Below are 16,423 nucleotides of genomic sequence, written 5' to 3' on the forward strand. Positions count from 1 at the left end.
TGGGTTTCGACCATTAATGGCCTGGCTTAAGGAACCTTTGACTGACAAAGTTGGATAACGTGTTAAACGGGTCTGTTCCTTTTGTGCCTTGGCAACTTCAACACTCGCTTGCGCCGCAATCATTTTTGGAATGGTATTGAATTCAGGTTCACTATAGAGACCAGATTGCTTCACCAAATCATCAGGAATGACCCATACCTTATTAAAAACATCGACTCCTACCAGAGTTCTTAGATGTTGTTGGTACTGACGTAATAAAGATTGTTGAGCAATTAGTGTTGATTGTGCAGATTCTAAATACGTTTGTGCCTGAACTGGGTCAGCTTGGCTGCTAATACCAGCATTTGCACGTAAATTGGCAATTTGCTGAATACGCTGGATACCTGCAATTTGCTGCTCGGCGATTTTATTTAATTGAAGGTAGCGCTGAATATTGATAATCGACTGTGCAACATCAAGTGCAATATCATCAATGCTGACCAGCACATTGGCCTGCTCGACTTGAACCTTAGCTTGCTGAACCGATACACCTGATTTTACTTTGCCAAAATCAAAAAGCATTTGAGTCGCGGATAAAGTGAGTAATTGTCTCCCCCGCTCACCACTACTTAAGTCACCTGTGGTAATTCCACCTGAAAGCTGGGGGTAATAACCCGCCTTGGCAAAATCGATACCTGCGTTTTGGCTAGCTAAAGTGGAAATAGCTTGAGAAATATTAGGATTTCGTTGAACTGCATATTGAATCGCATCAATTAAACTTACTTGATTGTTCCACATCGCAGTTGAAGTCGGTAAATAGTTCCCATCATTTCCTAGCCGTTGAAATTGGCTCTGATCAAATCCTAAATTACTTAATTTCTGGAAATTGACAGATCTGTAGCTTTCATCGGGCGTGGGTTTAAAGAGTTGAGAAACTTTTTTTGTTAAGCTTTTTCCCGAGTCAACAGACGTGGTCTCTGCCTTTGTGATTGATATTGATATACTAGAAGCAATACAAAAATATAAAAAAAACTTCGTACCTGATCTGATTATAAATTGGAAATCATTGTGGGAAAAAGGTAATTTACTCATTAGAAGATCTAATCTCTTGAAATATTGTAAAACAATCTAAAACTCAGTTAAAAACTATCAAAAATATTAAATTCCACAGTTTAAATAAATAATTTCCAGAATAATTTTCTTTTAAAAAAAATAAAGTTAAAAATGATTAATTTTCAACACCAACAACTAAATATTTATTTTTCCTATAATTTAATTTATAAAATTAAGTTTTAAACATATATATTTAAAACCAATCAAAATTCCACAAAAAACAATAAAATTCAAAAAGTAGAAGAAATAAATTCCATAAAAAAAACCTACCTCTTGGGGAAGTGGTAGGCTATAAACTCTAATATATACACATCTTTAAAAATATATTATTTATTTAGATTCATCAATAATGATTAATTTAAAAAAATTAAAAAACATATGATTAAAAACATATAACATTAATAAAATCTTTTCTATTTATTTTTACAGCACAATACATGTGCTCTAACAGCGGTTTCTTTATATCTAAATATTTATAAAAATATGTGATCTTTAAGTCAAATCCAAATAACCAAATACAGCTTTTTCAACTCGCTGCTGTAAATCATTTAAATCACTTTCCCCTGCTATGCCTGCTGCGTTAATCATTCCTTTACTTAAGGAAATTACATCTTGTGCGGCTGTCTGTGCATGTGAAATGCCAGAACGTATAAACAGATCAGAAATTATGGTTTCAAACTCGTGTTGAAGTTCTCTGTCTTCAATGTCTTTTCCAATAAGTTCTGAAGCAAATTCTAAAGTTCGTGCCAACTGTGGACGGCTCAATTGATGTTCCACAGCAGCGTGTATGATGAGTTTTAATTTTTCTTTTAAGTCCGCGGCATCATGTTGCTGTATGGCTTCAATAATACAATTTGAAAGCTTGGTGCGTTCGCGTCGAATTAACTCAACAATTAAAGCCTCTTTAGATGGAAAGTATTGATATAGGCTACCAATGCTTACGCCAGCAAGTTCAGCAACGGCATTTGTGTTAAATCCGGCAAAGCCTAACGACTCTAAAATGCGAGCAGCCGCCTCTAAAATAGCTTCAAAGGTAGCCACTGAGCGTGCTTGACGCGGGCGTTTGCGTGGGTCTGGAAGTGTTTCTGACATGGGCCGGAATGCGAGTATTTAATGTGAGTAATTACTCATATACTGACTGAGTCATGTTGATATGACAAGCAAATGCAGTCGTTTCAGTTGAACTACAACTCGGCTCAGTCATGGAGTGGTTATGTCTAGAACCTATACTTTTTTTATTCATTTAAGAGCTTTGCCTGCTTGGTTGGCTTTAGCTCGTGAAAAGCGGGCTGAGTTTAGTGCACAAAAGCTTGAACCTATTTTTGAGAAGTACCCGACTGTAAAAGTTCGCTGGTATGACGTTGAAGCTTTTAGCACTAAAGCCACTGATATTGCTGTGTTTGAAACGACATCTCTGCAAGATTATTATTTTGTGATTGATGCGATTCGAGATTCTGAATTTTGTACAGTGCCCTACTTTGAGTTTGTAGAGATTATTCCTGCAATTGAAGATGGGTATGTGGAATATGAAGAAAGTTTCTCGCAAAAACACGTATAACTTTTTATCAAACCAGTAATTTTATGGCTATGCCTAAGGTAATAGCCATCGTAAAATCTAGCTTTATTTCGAATTTTTCATATCTATTTAATATAGCTATTCTTTTTAAAAACTTGTTTGAAACTTAAAGGAATATTTTGTGTATTAGGTATATGCCCAAAGAAATGCTCATCTTTTGTTTGGAAAAAGACATCAAAGCTTTGACTCATAAATGAATCGACTTCACTTTGTTTTTGATAAATTGGTTTAAGCCTATTGATATAATAATTGATCCAATCAACTTGATTTGAAAAATAAGAATAATCTTTAAGGTCAAAATATAGGCTATTCAAGTTATCCGCAATCAATTCTACATTTGGATAAAACAACCAAATAATAATCTCCATAGGAGAAACTTTTTTCAGCGTATGCTGAGATGTTTTATCAAATCTTTCAATTTTATATAATTGCGCACCAGATTGACTATAACTAGTGCAAAGTAGTTTTCCATTATGAACTTGATCAAGGTCTTGACCTAATTCTAAGGTACGTATTCTCTTAGAAATATCTAGACATTCAGGTAAAGTTATTAATTTAGATTTTGCTATATTTTTAAATATATCAACTGATTGCTGAACCACTCTTGATTCGCCAGTACCAGTAATAATACCTTGCTCCCAAGCGTATAACTTCGAGTAATGTGAAGTAGAAAGCTCCACATCTAAGGTTTCATTTATAGTTACTCTTTTATTGTCAACTGCAACAATAATGCTATCGTTTAATTGAATAGCTAAGATGAAAGTCATATTTTACGTAAAATAACGAGACATTTGATATACATTTATTTTAGGCTATATCAGTGCAAAATTCTGAATATTTTTATAAAAATTGAGGTTATTGATGGCTGGTGGTTCTCAAATTATTATTAATAAAGATGGTATTACCCTGATTACATCAGGAAAATTTGAGCCGAAAGCTGGACAACACCTTTTTAAAAGTGGTGAAAAGGCTAATTTTTCTTTACCAGAAATCCCTAATGTTCAATCTCCTTTTAGTAATAAATTAGATGTTTATAATCTATTTAAGGAAACATCTAATATTAAATATTCTGTTTTACATTCAAATGGACAAGTAAAAACTGGCTTCCTTGATCAGTATGGTAGGACTGGACGTATCAGATCACAGGAACAGGAAAAAGTTAAAGTTCTGATTGGTGGCGATGAATGGCACTATTATATTAGCCGTTTCGGTGGAACTATTGAGGATAATACTTATATTAAATTCTTAGATTTTATAGGAGATCCTATACCAAATTTAGAATTTAACTTAAGCGATGATAATAATAAAACTCTTATGGAATGCAGGACAAATAATGATGGTGAAGCAGTATTTGTATGTCCTAAAGATGACTTTCCAATCCTATCCGTTAAAAGTTTAATTACTAATGAATTTAAGCCAATACTAAGAATAGAAAATAACTTAGTAAGAGAAATAATTTTAGTAAGTCCTAAGATCTTAAAAGAAATTGATTTATTACAAGAAACAGATGAGAAAGGCGATTATTTAAGAAGTAACTATCATAAGTAATTGAATATTCAAAAAGTATTGTGAGTGATAAAGATGGCAAATGAACAGAAAGATTTACAACAGAAAGTAAACCAAAATGGTAGGCCTGTTTCAGTGTTTACTAGAGAACATCTCGAAACAGCTGCTAATGTAGCCTCAGAATCTTCAGATATATTAGGTTATTTAAAAGATGGAACTTCTGTTGTAGATAATTACAATTTTAGATGGGGTCTTATCCACTCAAAAAATACGCCTTTGTTTAGTAAAGAAAGGTTAGAAAAAGCTAGAGAATTCCGATTTTATAAAGAAAATCCTCAGACAGGACGAATTTTTAAAGGTAATCAGCATACAAAAGTATTCGATACTAAAAAATTCGGAACCAAGATTGATAAATTAGGGTCAAAAGCAGGTAATTTTGGAGATGGAGTAGAGTTAGCATTAGCTATTGTCGATAGAAACCCTGAAGCCCTTGCAACAAAATCTTCTACATTAGTGCTATCTAAAGCTGGAGAAAAAACGGGTGAAGTAGCTGGACTTGCTGCTGCTGGAAAATGTGCAAAAGTAGCAATAAAACGGTTAGATCCTAGAAAAGCTACAGTTGTTGGTCTCACCTGTGCTGGTGCAGCCATAGGTGTGAAATACTGGTTAAAAGACAAAGGAGATGAGTTAGGAAATACGGTTGGAAAAACAAAGACTGCTATAGAGGCAGCTCAAGGCGTTCTCGATGCAGTAGACATATTGGATCAAGTTGAGACAAAAGCGGCTGAGAGAGAGAGACAAGAGGCTATAAAAAAAGATCCAATGGTAGAATGGCATATAGTTGGAGCAGATTAATTTCACAGAGATATATTATGAATTTAAAGTATTTAATGATTTCTAGCCTCATAAGTATATTTTTATTAGGTAGTGCAGGCTGCTCAGAACCGATTCCACAACAAAATAAAACTCAAAATGAAGCAAGTCAATTATATGAACAAGGTGGTAGATATTTCTTAGGTAAAGATGTACCTAAAGACTATCAAAAAGCTTTTTCTTATTTCCAAATGGCAGCTGAAAAAGGCCTACCTATTGCGCAAAATGATTTAGCAGGAATGTATTCAAAAGGAATAGGCACCCCAAAAAATGACGAAAAAGCTTACTATTGGTATGAGAAAGCTGCTAAAAACAAGTTTCCAGAAGCTCAATATAATTTGGGTTTGATGTACGATAATGGCTATTATGTAAATAAAGATAGATCAAAAGCTTTAGAATTTTATAAATTATCTTCTGATCAAGGATATGCTAAGGCTCAATATAATTTAGCAAATGCTTATCTTTCAGGGAATGGAATAAATAAAGATATTAATTTAGCTCTAGAATTATATAAGAAAGCTGCGGATCAAAATCTTTCTGAAGCTCAATATAATTTAGCAAATATTTATTCTGATGGTACTCTTGTTAAACAAGATAATGAAAAAGCTCTAGAGTTATATACAAAGGTAGCAGAAAAAGGTGTACCTGAGGCTCAAAATAACCTCGCCTATATGTATGCTAATGTTTATTCAGATTATGAAAAAGCAAAATTTTGGTTCCAAAAATCTGCCGACAATGGATATGAGCCAGCAAAAGAAGCTTTAGAACAGTTCCAATAGTTCTAAGTAATTTACTTTTTAGAAGTGACAGCCAGATATATAATTAATCCAATTAAGACTAAAATTATTAATTGGATTTCTAACACAAGGTTTATCATCCAAGAGTTTCTAAACGATAAACCTTTTTTTTCTATTAATATTTTTGATTTTTTTGTATCTGGTGAAATAAAAACTTTTATTTCATTATTTTTCTTCATCTCATTAAATATAGAGAAATTTTGCTCTTTCATCTCATCACAATTCTCTGAAATCATCAATCTATATACAACCAAAAAATCTTTTTCTTCTGATTTATAAACTTTATTTTGATATGTATATTGATACCTTATATCTCCACGAGCACTTCTCTCCATTCCTCGTCGCCAATATTTTCTTTTACAATAAACGTTATAATCTAAAATTTTATAATCTTCTAACTTCACCCAGTCAGGATGAAACAATTTAAAAACTTTTAATTGTAGGTTAAAAGATGAGGTTAAAAATAATAGAATAAGAAAAACAGTTATTAAGGATAAAATAATTTTTATAAATAATTTCATTATTAATATATATCCCGATCAAAATAAAAGAATTTCAACTTAACTAAAAATAATATATAAATATGTTTCATATACTCTTAGCGGGTAAATATTAGCATGAAAAAAATTTTTTATTGAATAACCTTAAGTATAGTTACCGTATACTATTTTATTATTTATACCCCTCCCCCAAAACCTCTCCAACACCACATCCCTTTCATCCACACTATTTGAACTTAAAACCTGTAGCATCAAGCCATCAATTAAGTTTAAAACCATGTTGGCATCGGGATTAAATGCATTGCTCTTCAGACTAAAGACCAAATCAAAAAGCTCTCGAAGCAGCCATTTTCGATATTCAACTGCTATGCGGTAAGCGCTTGGATAAAGCTGTTTTATTTCAAAAATAGCCTTAAACAAAAGGTGGTAAAGGCTATTTTTATCGACATGTAAACGCACAATTTCTTTGAGTTTATCGGCTGCGTTTGGGTAGCTGTGTGAGTAGACAATTGCCAGTACTTCTTCTTTCAGTCGGTTTTTTTGAAAGCTTATGCATGTTTCAACCAGCTTTTCTTTGGAGTGAAAGTAATTATAAAGCGTGGCTTTCGGAATTTTAGTTTCTTTGGCAATTAGGTCTACGCCCGTGTTGTGAAATCCATAGAGATTAAATAGATCTACTGCGCTATGAATAACTTTTAATTTTTTTGAAGCCGTTTCTAAAGTTGGCATAGTTTTACCATTATAAAAATAAGTTGTTATGTCTGGCTTAGATAAAAAGCCTGTGCCCTTTCTGGGAGAAAAAAAGGCACAGCAAAGCCGCAAGACGGTGCTTAGCGCATCTCAAGTTTTATTGTTGATATAAGTTTTTAGCCGTAATGACTTAAAGTCTGAAAAGCGGTTAAGCCTTCAAACTGTTTAAAGATGAATTAAGTGGTGTCGTTATAGCTTTTGGCAATGAGTGCCAAGAAATGATGGATGTGCATAGCCAACTCCTGATTTTGGGAGTTCTGCCAAAGCATTCATTTGGAATTATGGTGGCAGAACGAGAAAGGGTTGACAGACTGGTGAAAGATTTAACCAGCACACCCGAAGGTGTCCCTCTCCCGTCCTACCGCTACGGGAGGAGACGAGGAGTTTACGCATAAGACTATTCCTCAGAAGGAATAACTCTGATGCGATCTTTCATTCAGCCTGTCAAAGCTGGCTGGCAATGTAGGCCAGCACGCAAAGCATAATTCGAGAGTTGATAGGTGTCAATGTAGCTTTTATGACAAGTATTTAAATTTATTATTATTTTTCATTAGATTAACTTAATTATTATTTTAGATATTATATTTAATTGTATTTTTTAAATTAAGTGAAGCGATCCATGCTTATTCATTTCTATCTTTAACTTTTAATATGAGACAACAAAACGGAAAGTGGGATTAGACAATTTCCGTCTGCCCCACTTGGTGATAAGCACGATTAAAATAAACCAAACTTTGGTCATGCTGGCTTTGTTTAATCGCAACAATCGGACAAATAAGAATGGTGTGTGTACCGACTTGTTGAATTTGCTCAATCTCACAATCGAAACTGACTAAAGCATCATCTAACACAGGTGAACCTGTTTCTAACTCAATCCATTCGCCATGTTTAAAGCGTTCTTCTGGCGTGAGTTTAGATGAAAATGCTTTTGAAATATGTTCGTGGTGTGCGCCTAAAACATTCACAGTTAAGATTTTGTTATCTAGGAAATGTGCATGTGAACTCGCAGATTGGTTCATACACACCAATAATGTCGGAGGTGTATCAGTCACACTACAAACAGCAGAGGCAGTAAATCCAAAACGGCCAGACATGCCTGCCGTAGTCACAACACTAACCGCACTTGTGAGTAAAGACATTGCATTTCTAAAGTCTGTTGCTTGAACCATGACATTATTCCTAAATTGAATCGTACCTTGTCCTGAGAGTTTGCTATACCGCCCAACTCCATCAGGAAGGTACTTTATCAACATGAGTCCTGATTAGAACTACATGTAGTAAGTAAAATGAGGGTTACTTGTTTGATTATCAACTGCCATCAAAAAAGTAACCCTTTATACCACTTATTAGTAAATATTAAGCAGTAAGATCAAAACCAGTTAGTTCTCTGCGAACAATTTCTGCACCTGCAGTTAAGGCATTTAACTTGCCACGTGCCACTTCACGAGAAAGAGGCGCCATGCCACAGTTTGTGCAAGGGTAAAGCTTGTCAGCATCTACAAACTGAAGTGCTTTACGAAGTGTGCTAGCTACTTCTTCTGGTGTTTCAATTTGGTTAGATGCAACATCAATTGCGCCGACCATCACTTTTTTACCGCGAATGAGTTCGAGTAAATCGATAGGCACATGTGAGTTGTGACATTCTAACGAGATAATATCGATGTTAGATTTTTGCAGTTTCGGGAAAGCCTCTTCGTACTGGCGCCATTCCGAACCTAATGTCTTTTTCCAGTCAGTGTTAGCTTTAATGCCGTAACCATAGCAAATGTGGACCGCAGTTTCACACTTAAGACCTTCAATTGCACGCTCTAAAGTCGCAACGCCCCAATCATTTACTTCGTCAAAGAAGACATTAAATGCAGGTTCGTCAAACTGAATGATGTCTACACCAGCAGCTTCTAACTCACGCGCTTCTTGGTTCAAAATTTTTGCAAATTCCCAAGCAAGTTTTTCACGGCTCTTGTAGTGACCATCGTAAAGCGTATCAATCATAGTCATTGGGCCAGGTAATGCCCACTTAATTGGTTGATCAGTTTGCTGACGTAGAAACTTAGCATCTTCAACAAACACAGGCTTTTGACGAGACACTGCACCTACTACAGACGGCACGCTTGCATCGTAACGGTCACGAATTCGAACTGTTTCGCGCTTCTCAAAATCTACGCCATTTAAGTGTTCAATAAACGTGGTCACAAAGTGTTGGCGGGTTTGTTCACCATCGCTCACAATGTCGATGCCAGCAAGGCGCTGTTCGTGCAATGCTAAACGTAGCGCGTCTTTTTTACCTTCAAGCAGACCTTCGTTTTCGAGTTTCCAAGGCGACCAAAGCTTTTCTGGTTCTGCAAGCCAAGACGGTTTAGGTAAGCTGCCAGCAGTTGAAGTCGGTAGTAATTTTTTCATGATCAATGACCTATATGTTGATTAATTAAGAGCGTAATTAGCAGACCACTGCTCAAGAATCGCTTGGTATGGTTTGATAAATTGCTCTTCAACAAACTTCCCTTGCTCAATAGCGAGGCGGCTACGTTCTTCACGGTCATACACAATTCGAGTAAGTGAGTAATCTTGGTTCTTTAAGCTTGGCTGATAAGATTGTCCAGCAACTGAATTTGCGTTGTAAATTTCAGGGCGGTAAATCTTTTGGAACGATTCCATGGTGCTGATGGTGCTGATCAACTCAAGGTTGGTGTAATCACTCAGCAAATCACCAGTAAAATAAAACGCCAAAGGTGCAGCACTGTTTTTAGGCATGAAATAGCGAACTTTTAAGCCCATTTTTTGGAAATATTCATCAGTAAGTGAATAGTCTTCTTGCTTGTATTCAACACCTAAAACAGGATGTTCGTTTTCAGTACGGTGGTACACTTTAGTGGTTGAAACGCTTAAGCAAATCACAGGTGCTTTTTTAAAGTTGGCTTTGTAAGTTTCAGAGTTAATAAAGCTCTTAAATAAGTTACCGTGCAATTCACCAAACTTCTCTGGAGTACTGAAAGTAGACTTATTTTTGTTGTGATCTAACAACAGCACACTAAAATCATAGTCACGTACATAAGATGAGAAGTTGTTGCCTACAATGCCTTCAATACGTTCATTGGTCTTTTTATCAACAATATTGGTTTTCAATATTTCGATTAAAGGAAGCCCGCTTGCACGGTTTTCGGCATCAATATTCATTTCAACTGAAATGATTTCAAGTTCAACGCCGTAGCGGTCACCTTTAGGGTTGTCCCAATGAGCTAAGGCATTAAAACGATTGTCGATCATCTGTAAGGTGTTGCGCAAATTTTCTTCGCGGCTCATCCCTCTCGCCAAGTTAGCAAAGTTGGTGGTAATACGCGTATTGTCTGCTGGACGATAGTTCTCATCGAAACAAATACTCTTAATCGTAAATGTAAATTCTTTACTCATTGTGATCAGTACCCTAATTTCTGAGATAAACCTAAAAAAATTTCGAGCTCTTTTTAAACGTTTCCAGCCTTGTCAGATTTGTGCCTCATGGTCTTATCAAAAGTGAATTACTGGAACGCTTCAGAGCGTGAATAGATTTATACCGCAATCACAACATGAATAAAAATGATTTAGTCTCATTCAAAACTGAGTGAAATTCATGTTTAGGGTTTAATAAAGAAGTATGAAGTTAAATATTTTTCATCTTAGGAAATTCTAGACAGCAGAAATTCAACATACGGCGCTCACAAAGCACCCTTTAAAATTTTAAAATTAATAAATATTTTCAATAACTTAAACAACAAAACCTTTAAGAGAATGCCTAAACTTAAAGTAATTTATGCTGACTTTCATTCATCTCTGCTTTTAGCCATTCTAAAAATATGGTTTTACGTGAATCTTCCTCAAAAGCACTATGAGAAAGTAAAAAATAGGCTGAATTATCTTGAACAACTGGTGAATTTTTTTGCAGTAAGTTCCACTCAAGCTCTTTTTCAATCATATAAATTGAGATGACTGTTGCGCCGAGTCCAGCCAAGCAGCCTTCTAAACATAAATAAAAATGTTCGAGTTCAACTTTGGTGTAGCCTTTCAAACTTTGCTTTAACTCAGTAATGCGACTCATGCTTTTGAAAAAATTCGGCCTAGAGGTCGAAATAAGTACGTCGTTGGTTTCCGATGGCTTGGTTGCTTGAACTAGAGCGATATATTCATCGGCAATTTTCTCGCTATAAATATGCTCTCCCCAATCAAAGTCATTTCTACGAATTGCGATATCAATATTATCTTTTTCAAAGTCGACCACGCCGCCTGCGGTAAGTAACACAACCTCAAAATCATGACCGAGCTTTTTAAATTTTGATAATCGTGGAATAAGCCATTTCATGGAAAGAGTCGGTTCACACGACAAAACCAGTTGTTTTTTTTCGTTTTTAGGGTGGCTGAGTTCTATTAAACATTCATCAAGTTGACCAAAAACTTGATGGCAACAACTCAATAAAATTTCGCCCTGCTCAGTCATCACAAGTGTTTTATTTTTTCGCTCGAATAAAGCCGTATTTAAAGCTTCTTCTAAATTATAAATCTGTTTACTGACTGCACTTTGCGTCACAAATAATTTCTTTGCAGCTAAAGTTACGCTGCCATACTTCGCCACAAAATAGAAAAATTTTAGTGAATTCAGCGATATTCTTTCGATCATTCCAAAAACTCATAGATATATAGTCGTTTTTATCGATTTTTATTTCTAGGTTTCTGTTCAAAATAAAAATCATCTTTAATAAACTCCATTTTAGATGATGAAAAACATATTGAATATGGATATCTATGTTCAGCAACATATAGATACAGCTTCTTATTCGCAAAAAATAACTGCTTTGAGTAGCGCTTTCTCCCGCTTATATACATTCCAAAAAGTACAGAATAGTTCCCTCGTTTTCAGTGAGGGTACAAAATAATGGCAGAGTTCATTGCGGTTATTCTCATTACGATTTTGGCGGTGGTTAGCCCTGGCGCTGACTTCGCGATTGTCACCAAAAACAGTTATCTATACGGTAGAAAAATAGGTGTGTTCACTTCACTTGGCATATCGCTTGGCGTGTTGGTGCATGTGACCTACACATTAATTGCCGTTGCCTTCGTGATGACTTATACACCGCAAATTTTGAATATTGTTAAGTACATTGGTGCGCTTTACCTGATCTATATTGGCTATAAAACCTTTACGCAAAAACCAGTCTTAGACACATCTGCATTAAGCTCTATAGGTACTTTTCAAGCGATAAAATATGGCTTTTTTACTAATGCACTCAACCCTAAAACCACGCTATTTGTAATTAGTACCTATACGCAAATTGTGAGTTTAACTACACCTAAATCGATTCTTTTGGCTTATGGCTTTTTTATGTCTTTTGCCCATTTCGTCTGGTTTTCACTGGTCGCTGTGCTTTTCTCTTCAATGCTATTGAGACAGAAAATGTTAGCCAAGCAAGTGCAAATTAATAAAGTGATTGGGTCAATTTTATGTGTATTAGGGGTAATTCTGCTTTTTACTAAGTTTCAATGAAAAGAGGTAAATTTCTCAATTTTTGAGTCGTTAGAAATTTTGATTTAAACAAGTGTGCTGAAAAATTATAAATATTATGGACTGAATTCTAAATGCAGAATTCAGTCCATTCGAGTGATATAAGAAACTATTCTTTAACTTTTCGACTCTGATAAATCATTTACATTCCAGCGGTTTGCTCTTTTAAATGTTCCCACATCGTTAAACCGCACTCCCATATCACGCATCACTTTATGGGCAACTGGTGCCGTCATTTGGCGAATGTAGAATGGTTCTTTCACTACAAAGTGATGGATTGCATGCGTCGAGCCAAAGTTAAAGCAAAAGAGTTGGAACGGCATCATCCACCACGGCGTTAATACCTGAGTTTGTTGAATCACATTGCCTAATTCCACATCGCCATAGTAATGCATATTGCTGGTCACAAAGTGCAAGCAGAAGGTACGCAGCACATTTGGTGCAATCCAAACCACAGTCAGAATATTAATTACATGCATGATATTTAAAGTGGTCGCCGACCAAGCAATCGGTGCATTTGCCCACCCCGAAACTGCGTCAATTGCGTGAAATCCTAAAAAGATATACCACAGTAACCAGTGAATAATGCCAAGTGGGAAATAAGCTAAAAAAGCACGTTTAAAAATGACTTTTCTAACCGCCCAATTGTTTGAGGCAATAATGCGTAGTAAAACTGCAAAACCATTATCACCAATCGCGATAAGTCGACGTATGTTCCACTTTTCACCATTGGTTAAAGCTCTTTCTTCTAAATCGACTTCAGTACCCGAGTTTTTATGATGGTTAAAATGCAGCTCACGGCGTTTCCATGGGTTAATGGTACTTGGTCGAGCTAACCAGACTAAGCCCATCATTAAATGATGTGCCCATGGCTTTTTTCTAAAATACATCCAGTGAATCAAATCATGCTCTAACTCATGAGTTAAGGATGCAAAAAAAGCAATAATCGGAATTGCAAACCAAGCTGAAAGTTGATGATTTATATAGAGCATGGCAGCCGTGATCATGCCCACCAAAGATATCAATAAAATCATCGCTCCAATGGCACTTTGATGGTTCAAAATAGGATGGCGTTTGCGTAAAGCCACACCTTCTGCGGTTACTACTTTTTTAATATGTTCTGTTTTTTCGCTATCGGTCATTCCAGCAGGATTTTTATAAATGTAGGTCATCCGTTATTCCTCAGTTTTTTCATGTCCCTACTTTATTTAGATCGCTTTAGGTGTGCTTAGCTCGAAACGCCAATCTATTGGCTATGGATGCCAAAATAGAAAGATTCAAAACAAACAAAAGATTTTTTAGTTTTGAAATCTTTTATACTGTTCACAGGAATATGAGTCACAAGTTATAGGACATAACATGCCACAGACAGCAACGGCACTGGCTAGCTGGGTGAAAGCGATTCAAAAAGCGCTCGAAAAAGCCGGTGTTGATAGTCAATCTTTATTAGAACAAGCGGGTTTAGATATTCAGGCTCTCGGTAATCCTGATGCACGTTATTCATTAAAACAAACAGCAAATTTATGGAAATTAGCAGTTCAGAAAACTCAAGATTCATGTTTTGGCCTTAAAGTTGCCAGCCAAGTCAACCAAAATACTTTTCATGTGTTAGGGCATTCACTGATTACCAGCACTACCTTAAAAGAAATGTTCTTAAGAATTATTCGCTATTTTCGTGTGGTAACAGATATTCCAGAGCTAGAGTTTTATGGGCAAGGAAATAACCATTATTTCGTTATTCATGTTCCCGACGAAGTTCAGCCCGAATCAATAGATGCTTTTATTTCCGTTTTTATTCGCTCAAGTCGTGCCTTGCAAGGATCTGTTTTTTCACCGTTACGCATTGAACTTAGACGTTCAGAGCCCGAAGATTTAGAAACATTCCAGAGTATTTTAAAGGCCCCGATCGTGTTTAATGCACCCAAAGACATGATTGTGTTTGATACAGCTACCATTGAACAGCCACTAGAAGGTGCAAATCCAACCCTCACCCAAGAATATGATGAGATTATTAATCGTTATCTGGCTCGATTCGATAAAGAAAATATATTGGCGCGGGTGAAAGTGAAACTTATTGAAAAATTATCGACGGGGGATTTTCAACAGCAAGAAATTGCGAAAAGCTTAGGTTTAAGTATTCGTAGCTTGCAAAGGAAACTCTCTGCAGAAAACACGTCTTATAGTGAGCTACTTGATCAAACTCGGCATGAACTGGCTTTGTCGTATATTAAAAACTCAAGCCACAATATTACTGAAATTGCTTATATTCTTGGCTTTACCGATGTGAGTAGCTTTACACGTGCGTTCCGTCGCTGGACTAATTTATCACCCGTCCACTATCGAGAAAAACATCTGGCTTGCTCTTAGTTTTTTAAAACTTTAAGCAAAAAAAGATGCATATGAATGCATCTTTTTTATGGTCAATTTACTTTTTAGTGAGCAACTCCAACATGGAAACCGTTGTGACTTTGGCTCCCACTGGTAAGGCCTTTAAATCCACAATGTAGTTTGGACTATGTGGAATATAAGGCACAGGCTTTCCTTGTTTTACTGCATTGGCAAATACAACTGGGTCCGCTACCCCAATAAACATAAAGTTAAAAGGAATGTCTTTTTGGTCACCTAATAGGTGATGAACATCTTCTGAACCCATAAATGGAGGAAAGTCGGTTAAAACTTGCTTATCACCTAACAATGCTTTTAACGGCCCATTTAGACGTGCAGAAAACTCTTTGTTATTAATGACCGGATTGGTCGAGCCTTTGAGCGTTAAAGTAGGTAATTGATCTTTACCCATCCCCTGCATTTCGGCCGCCCCCTCACTCATGAGCTTAATATTATTTAACATGGTTTCACGCACTTTCGGGTCAAACCAGCGCATATTCATTTTGACTAACGCGGTTGAAGGAATCACGTTATTTGAGTTTCCAGCTTGAACTGACCCAATAGATAAAGCAGCAGGTTGCTGAGTATTTACTGCGTTACCCATAATGGTTTGATATTGGGTAATGGCATTGGCCGCCATGCTAATCGGGTTCTTGGTTAAATATGGAAGTGACCCATGTCCACCCACCCCTTTAAATAGAATATCAAGTTGATCGGTTCCTGCCATTCGTGGACCCGGTGCATTAATTACCGTTCCCACAGGTGCAGGGGTAGTGTGAACTGCAAAGAAATAATCAGGTTTCGGTAAGTTATATTTGGTCCATAAACCGTCGCTCACCATAGCCTTTGCACCGGTTACGGGTTCTTCAGCAGGTTGCGCGACTAAAATAATTGTTCCGCTCCATTCCTTTTTTAAAGTAACTAGGGTTTTTGCCATACTTAGCATCCATGTCACATGGGCATCATGACCACACATATGTGCTACAGGTGTTTCAGTTCCATCGTCGAGTTTTACCCTTACTTTACTTGCGTAGGGTAAACCCGTGGCTTCTTGAACTGTGTTGGCATCCATATCGGCACGGTACATGACCGTTGGCCCATCACCATTTTTTAAAATGCCGACCACCCCTGTTTTGGCTATTCCCGTTTTAACGTCAAAACCTAATGACTTAAGCTCTTTGGCAACAATGGCAGAGGTTCGCGTTTCCATAAACCCGAGTTCAGGGTGTTCATGAATGTCTTTATAGACCTTATTTAACCACTCTGTTTGCCCATCAATAATCGTTAACGCTTTTTGCGAAACCGCCGGCAGAGTTGTTGGACTTGCTTCTGCATGCAGAACCGTTCCATAACCTGCAATAAAAGTCGACAAACCTAAAAATAGACTGTTTTTGATGATTTTATTCATATAGTA

The 16,423-nt window shown here is 36.3% G+C and carries 17 protein-coding genes; 6 read left to right on the forward strand and 11 right to left on the reverse strand.

Translation table 11 applies throughout. The features are described from left to right. Both ACS604_RS18520 and ACS604_RS18525 read right to left on the reverse strand, forming a co-directional pair. Positions 1 to 993, reverse strand: a 993-nt coding sequence (locus ACS604_RS18520) for a TolC family protein (protein ID WP_474772602.1), incomplete at its 3' end; no start/stop codon positions are given. A gap of 591 nt (positions 994 to 1,584) precedes the next feature. Next, a complete protein-coding gene (locus ACS604_RS18525; protein ID WP_296528441.1) occupies positions 1,585 to 2,184 on the reverse strand; it encodes a TetR/AcrR family transcriptional regulator in 600 nt (199 codons plus the stop codon). A 121-nt stretch (positions 2,185 to 2,305) separates the two neighbouring features. Here ACS604_RS18525 and ACS604_RS18530 point away from each other — a divergent pair, with 121 nt between their 5' ends. Next, a complete protein-coding gene (locus tag ACS604_RS18530; protein ID WP_474772560.1) occupies positions 2,306 to 2,650 on the forward strand; it encodes a darcynin family protein in 345 nt (114 codons plus the stop codon). An 83-nt stretch (positions 2,651 to 2,733) separates the two neighbouring features. Here ACS604_RS18530 and ACS604_RS18535 read toward each other — a convergent pair whose 3' ends face one another. Beyond that, positions 2,734 to 3,435: a hypothetical protein gene (locus ACS604_RS18535; RefSeq protein ID WP_474772562.1), complete on the reverse strand. Its 702-nt coding sequence runs from the start codon at positions 3,433 to 3,435 to the stop codon at positions 2,734 to 2,736. 94 nt (positions 3,436 to 3,529) lie between these two features. On the opposite strand from ACS604_RS18535, the gene ACS604_RS18540 reads away from it, so the two are divergent. Genes ACS604_RS18540 through ACS604_RS18550 form a run of 3 tightly spaced genes read left to right on the forward strand, consistent with a single transcriptional unit; the run spans position 3,530 to position 5,826 of the window. Further along, positions 3,530 to 4,216 (forward strand): type IV secretion protein Rhs, encoded by a 687-nt coding sequence (locus tag ACS604_RS18540; RefSeq protein WP_474772563.1) that lies wholly within the window; start codon positions 3,530 to 3,532, stop codon positions 4,214 to 4,216. A gap of 33 nt (positions 4,217 to 4,249) precedes the next feature. Further along, complete coding sequence (locus tag ACS604_RS18545; RefSeq protein WP_013198862.1) at positions 4,250 to 5,029, forward strand: hypothetical protein; 780 nt, start codon at positions 4,250 to 4,252, stop codon at positions 5,027 to 5,029. A 17-nt stretch (positions 5,030 to 5,046) separates the two neighbouring features. Then, the gene (locus ACS604_RS18550) at positions 5,047 to 5,826 is read left to right on the forward strand and encodes a tetratricopeptide repeat protein (RefSeq protein ID WP_474772565.1); all 780 of its coding nucleotides are present in this window, start codon (positions 5,047 to 5,049) and stop codon (positions 5,824 to 5,826) included. 11 nt (positions 5,827 to 5,837) lie between these two features. Here the strand turns inward: ACS604_RS18550 and ACS604_RS18555 are convergent, their stop codons facing one another. The 6 genes from ACS604_RS18555 to ACS604_RS18580 all read right to left on the reverse strand — a co-directional run bounded on the left by ACS604_RS18555 (position 5,838) and on the right by ACS604_RS18580 (position 11,742). Next, positions 5,838 to 6,365, reverse strand: a complete 528-nt coding sequence (locus ACS604_RS18555; RefSeq protein ID WP_474772566.1) for a hypothetical protein — start codon at positions 6,363 to 6,365, stop codon at positions 5,838 to 5,840. A 123-nt stretch (positions 6,366 to 6,488) separates the two neighbouring features. Continuing rightward, positions 6,489 to 7,073: a TetR/AcrR family transcriptional regulator gene (locus ACS604_RS18560; protein WP_474772569.1), complete on the reverse strand. Its 585-nt coding sequence runs from the start codon at positions 7,071 to 7,073 to the stop codon at positions 6,489 to 6,491. A 698-nt stretch (positions 7,074 to 7,771) separates the two neighbouring features. Beyond that, on the reverse strand, positions 7,772 to 8,263 hold the full coding sequence (locus tag ACS604_RS18565; protein WP_004794389.1) for a flavin reductase: 492 nt from the start codon (positions 8,261 to 8,263) through the stop codon (positions 7,772 to 7,774). Between the two features lie 187 nt (positions 8,264 to 8,450). Beyond that, entirely contained in the window at positions 8,451 to 9,494 is a 1,044-nt protein-coding gene (locus ACS604_RS18570) for a methionine synthase (RefSeq protein ID WP_474772571.1), read from the reverse strand. 21 nt (positions 9,495 to 9,515) lie between these two features. Further along, entirely contained in the window at positions 9,516 to 10,502 is a 987-nt protein-coding gene (locus ACS604_RS18575) for a DUF1852 domain-containing protein (protein ID WP_151964661.1), read from the reverse strand. A gap of 367 nt (positions 10,503 to 10,869) precedes the next feature. Continuing rightward, positions 10,870 to 11,742 (reverse strand): LysR family transcriptional regulator, encoded by an 873-nt coding sequence (locus ACS604_RS18580; protein ID WP_474772574.1) that lies wholly within the window; start codon positions 11,740 to 11,742, stop codon positions 10,870 to 10,872. A gap of 255 nt (positions 11,743 to 11,997) precedes the next feature. On the opposite strand from ACS604_RS18580, the gene ACS604_RS18585 reads away from it, so the two are divergent. Further along, the gene (locus ACS604_RS18585) at positions 11,998 to 12,606 is read left to right on the forward strand and encodes a LysE family translocator (RefSeq protein ID WP_474772577.1); all 609 of its coding nucleotides are present in this window, start codon (positions 11,998 to 12,000) and stop codon (positions 12,604 to 12,606) included. A 134-nt stretch (positions 12,607 to 12,740) separates the two neighbouring features. On the opposite strand, the gene ACS604_RS18590 is transcribed toward ACS604_RS18585, so the two are convergent. Continuing rightward, entirely contained in the window at positions 12,741 to 13,766 is a 1,026-nt protein-coding gene (locus tag ACS604_RS18590; RefSeq protein WP_474772603.1) for a fatty acid desaturase, read from the reverse strand. A gap of 217 nt (positions 13,767 to 13,983) precedes the next feature. On the opposite strand from ACS604_RS18590, the gene ACS604_RS18595 reads away from it, so the two are divergent. Then, complete coding sequence (locus tag ACS604_RS18595; RefSeq protein ID WP_151964658.1) at positions 13,984 to 14,991, forward strand: AraC family transcriptional regulator; 1,008 nt, start codon at positions 13,984 to 13,986, stop codon at positions 14,989 to 14,991. A 58-nt stretch (positions 14,992 to 15,049) separates the two neighbouring features. Here the strand turns inward: ACS604_RS18595 and ACS604_RS18600 are convergent, their stop codons facing one another. After that, positions 15,050 to 16,417: an amidohydrolase gene (locus ACS604_RS18600; RefSeq protein ID WP_151964657.1), complete on the reverse strand. Its 1,368-nt coding sequence runs from the start codon at positions 16,415 to 16,417 to the stop codon at positions 15,050 to 15,052. Between the last annotated feature and the right edge of the window lie 6 nt (positions 16,418 to 16,423).

Source organism: Acinetobacter sp. Li1LvA2, assembly GCF_056156705.1.

Bases quoted from the DNA above. Each gene is read 5' to 3' on its own strand.
- ACS604_RS18525 (WP_296528441.1), bottom strand. From the start codon at position 2,184: ATGTCAGAAACACTTCCAGACCCACGCAAACGCCCGCGTCAAGCACGC.
- ACS604_RS18530 (WP_474772560.1), top strand. From the start codon at position 2,306: ATGTCTAGAACCTATACTTTTTTTATTCATTTAAGAGCTTTGCCTGCT.
- ACS604_RS18535 (WP_474772562.1), bottom strand. From the start codon at position 3,435: ATGACTTTCATCTTAGCTATTCAATTAAACGATAGCATTATTGTTGCA.
- ACS604_RS18540 (WP_474772563.1), top strand. From the start codon at position 3,530: ATGGCTGGTGGTTCTCAAATTATTATTAATAAAGATGGTATTACCCTG.
- ACS604_RS18545 (WP_013198862.1), top strand. From the start codon at position 4,250: ATGGCAAATGAACAGAAAGATTTACAACAGAAAGTAAACCAAAATGGT.
- ACS604_RS18550 (WP_474772565.1), top strand. From the start codon at position 5,047: ATGAATTTAAAGTATTTAATGATTTCTAGCCTCATAAGTATATTTTTA.
- ACS604_RS18555 (WP_474772566.1), bottom strand. From the start codon at position 6,365: ATGAAATTATTTATAAAAATTATTTTATCCTTAATAACTGTTTTTCTT.
- ACS604_RS18560 (WP_474772569.1), bottom strand. From the start codon at position 7,073: ATGCCAACTTTAGAAACGGCTTCAAAAAAATTAAAAGTTATTCATAGC.
- ACS604_RS18565 (WP_004794389.1), bottom strand. From the start codon at position 8,263: ATGGTTCAAGCAACAGACTTTAGAAATGCAATGTCTTTACTCACAAGT.
- ACS604_RS18570 (WP_474772571.1), bottom strand. From the start codon at position 9,494: ATGAAAAAATTACTACCGACTTCAACTGCTGGCAGCTTACCTAAACCG.
- ACS604_RS18575 (WP_151964661.1), bottom strand. From the start codon at position 10,502: ATGAGTAAAGAATTTACATTTACGATTAAGAGTATTTGTTTCGATGAG.
- ACS604_RS18580 (WP_474772574.1), bottom strand. From the start codon at position 11,742: ATGATCGAAAGAATATCGCTGAATTCACTAAAATTTTTCTATTTTGTG.
- ACS604_RS18585 (WP_474772577.1), top strand. From the start codon at position 11,998: ATGGCAGAGTTCATTGCGGTTATTCTCATTACGATTTTGGCGGTGGTT.
- ACS604_RS18590 (WP_474772603.1), bottom strand. From the start codon at position 13,766: ATGACCGATAGCGAAAAAACAGAACATATTAAAAAAGTAGTAACCGCA.
- ACS604_RS18595 (WP_151964658.1), top strand. From the start codon at position 13,984: ATGCCACAGACAGCAACGGCACTGGCTAGCTGGGTGAAAGCGATTCAA.
- ACS604_RS18600 (WP_151964657.1), bottom strand. From the start codon at position 16,417: ATGAATAAAATCATCAAAAACAGTCTATTTTTAGGTTTGTCGACTTTT.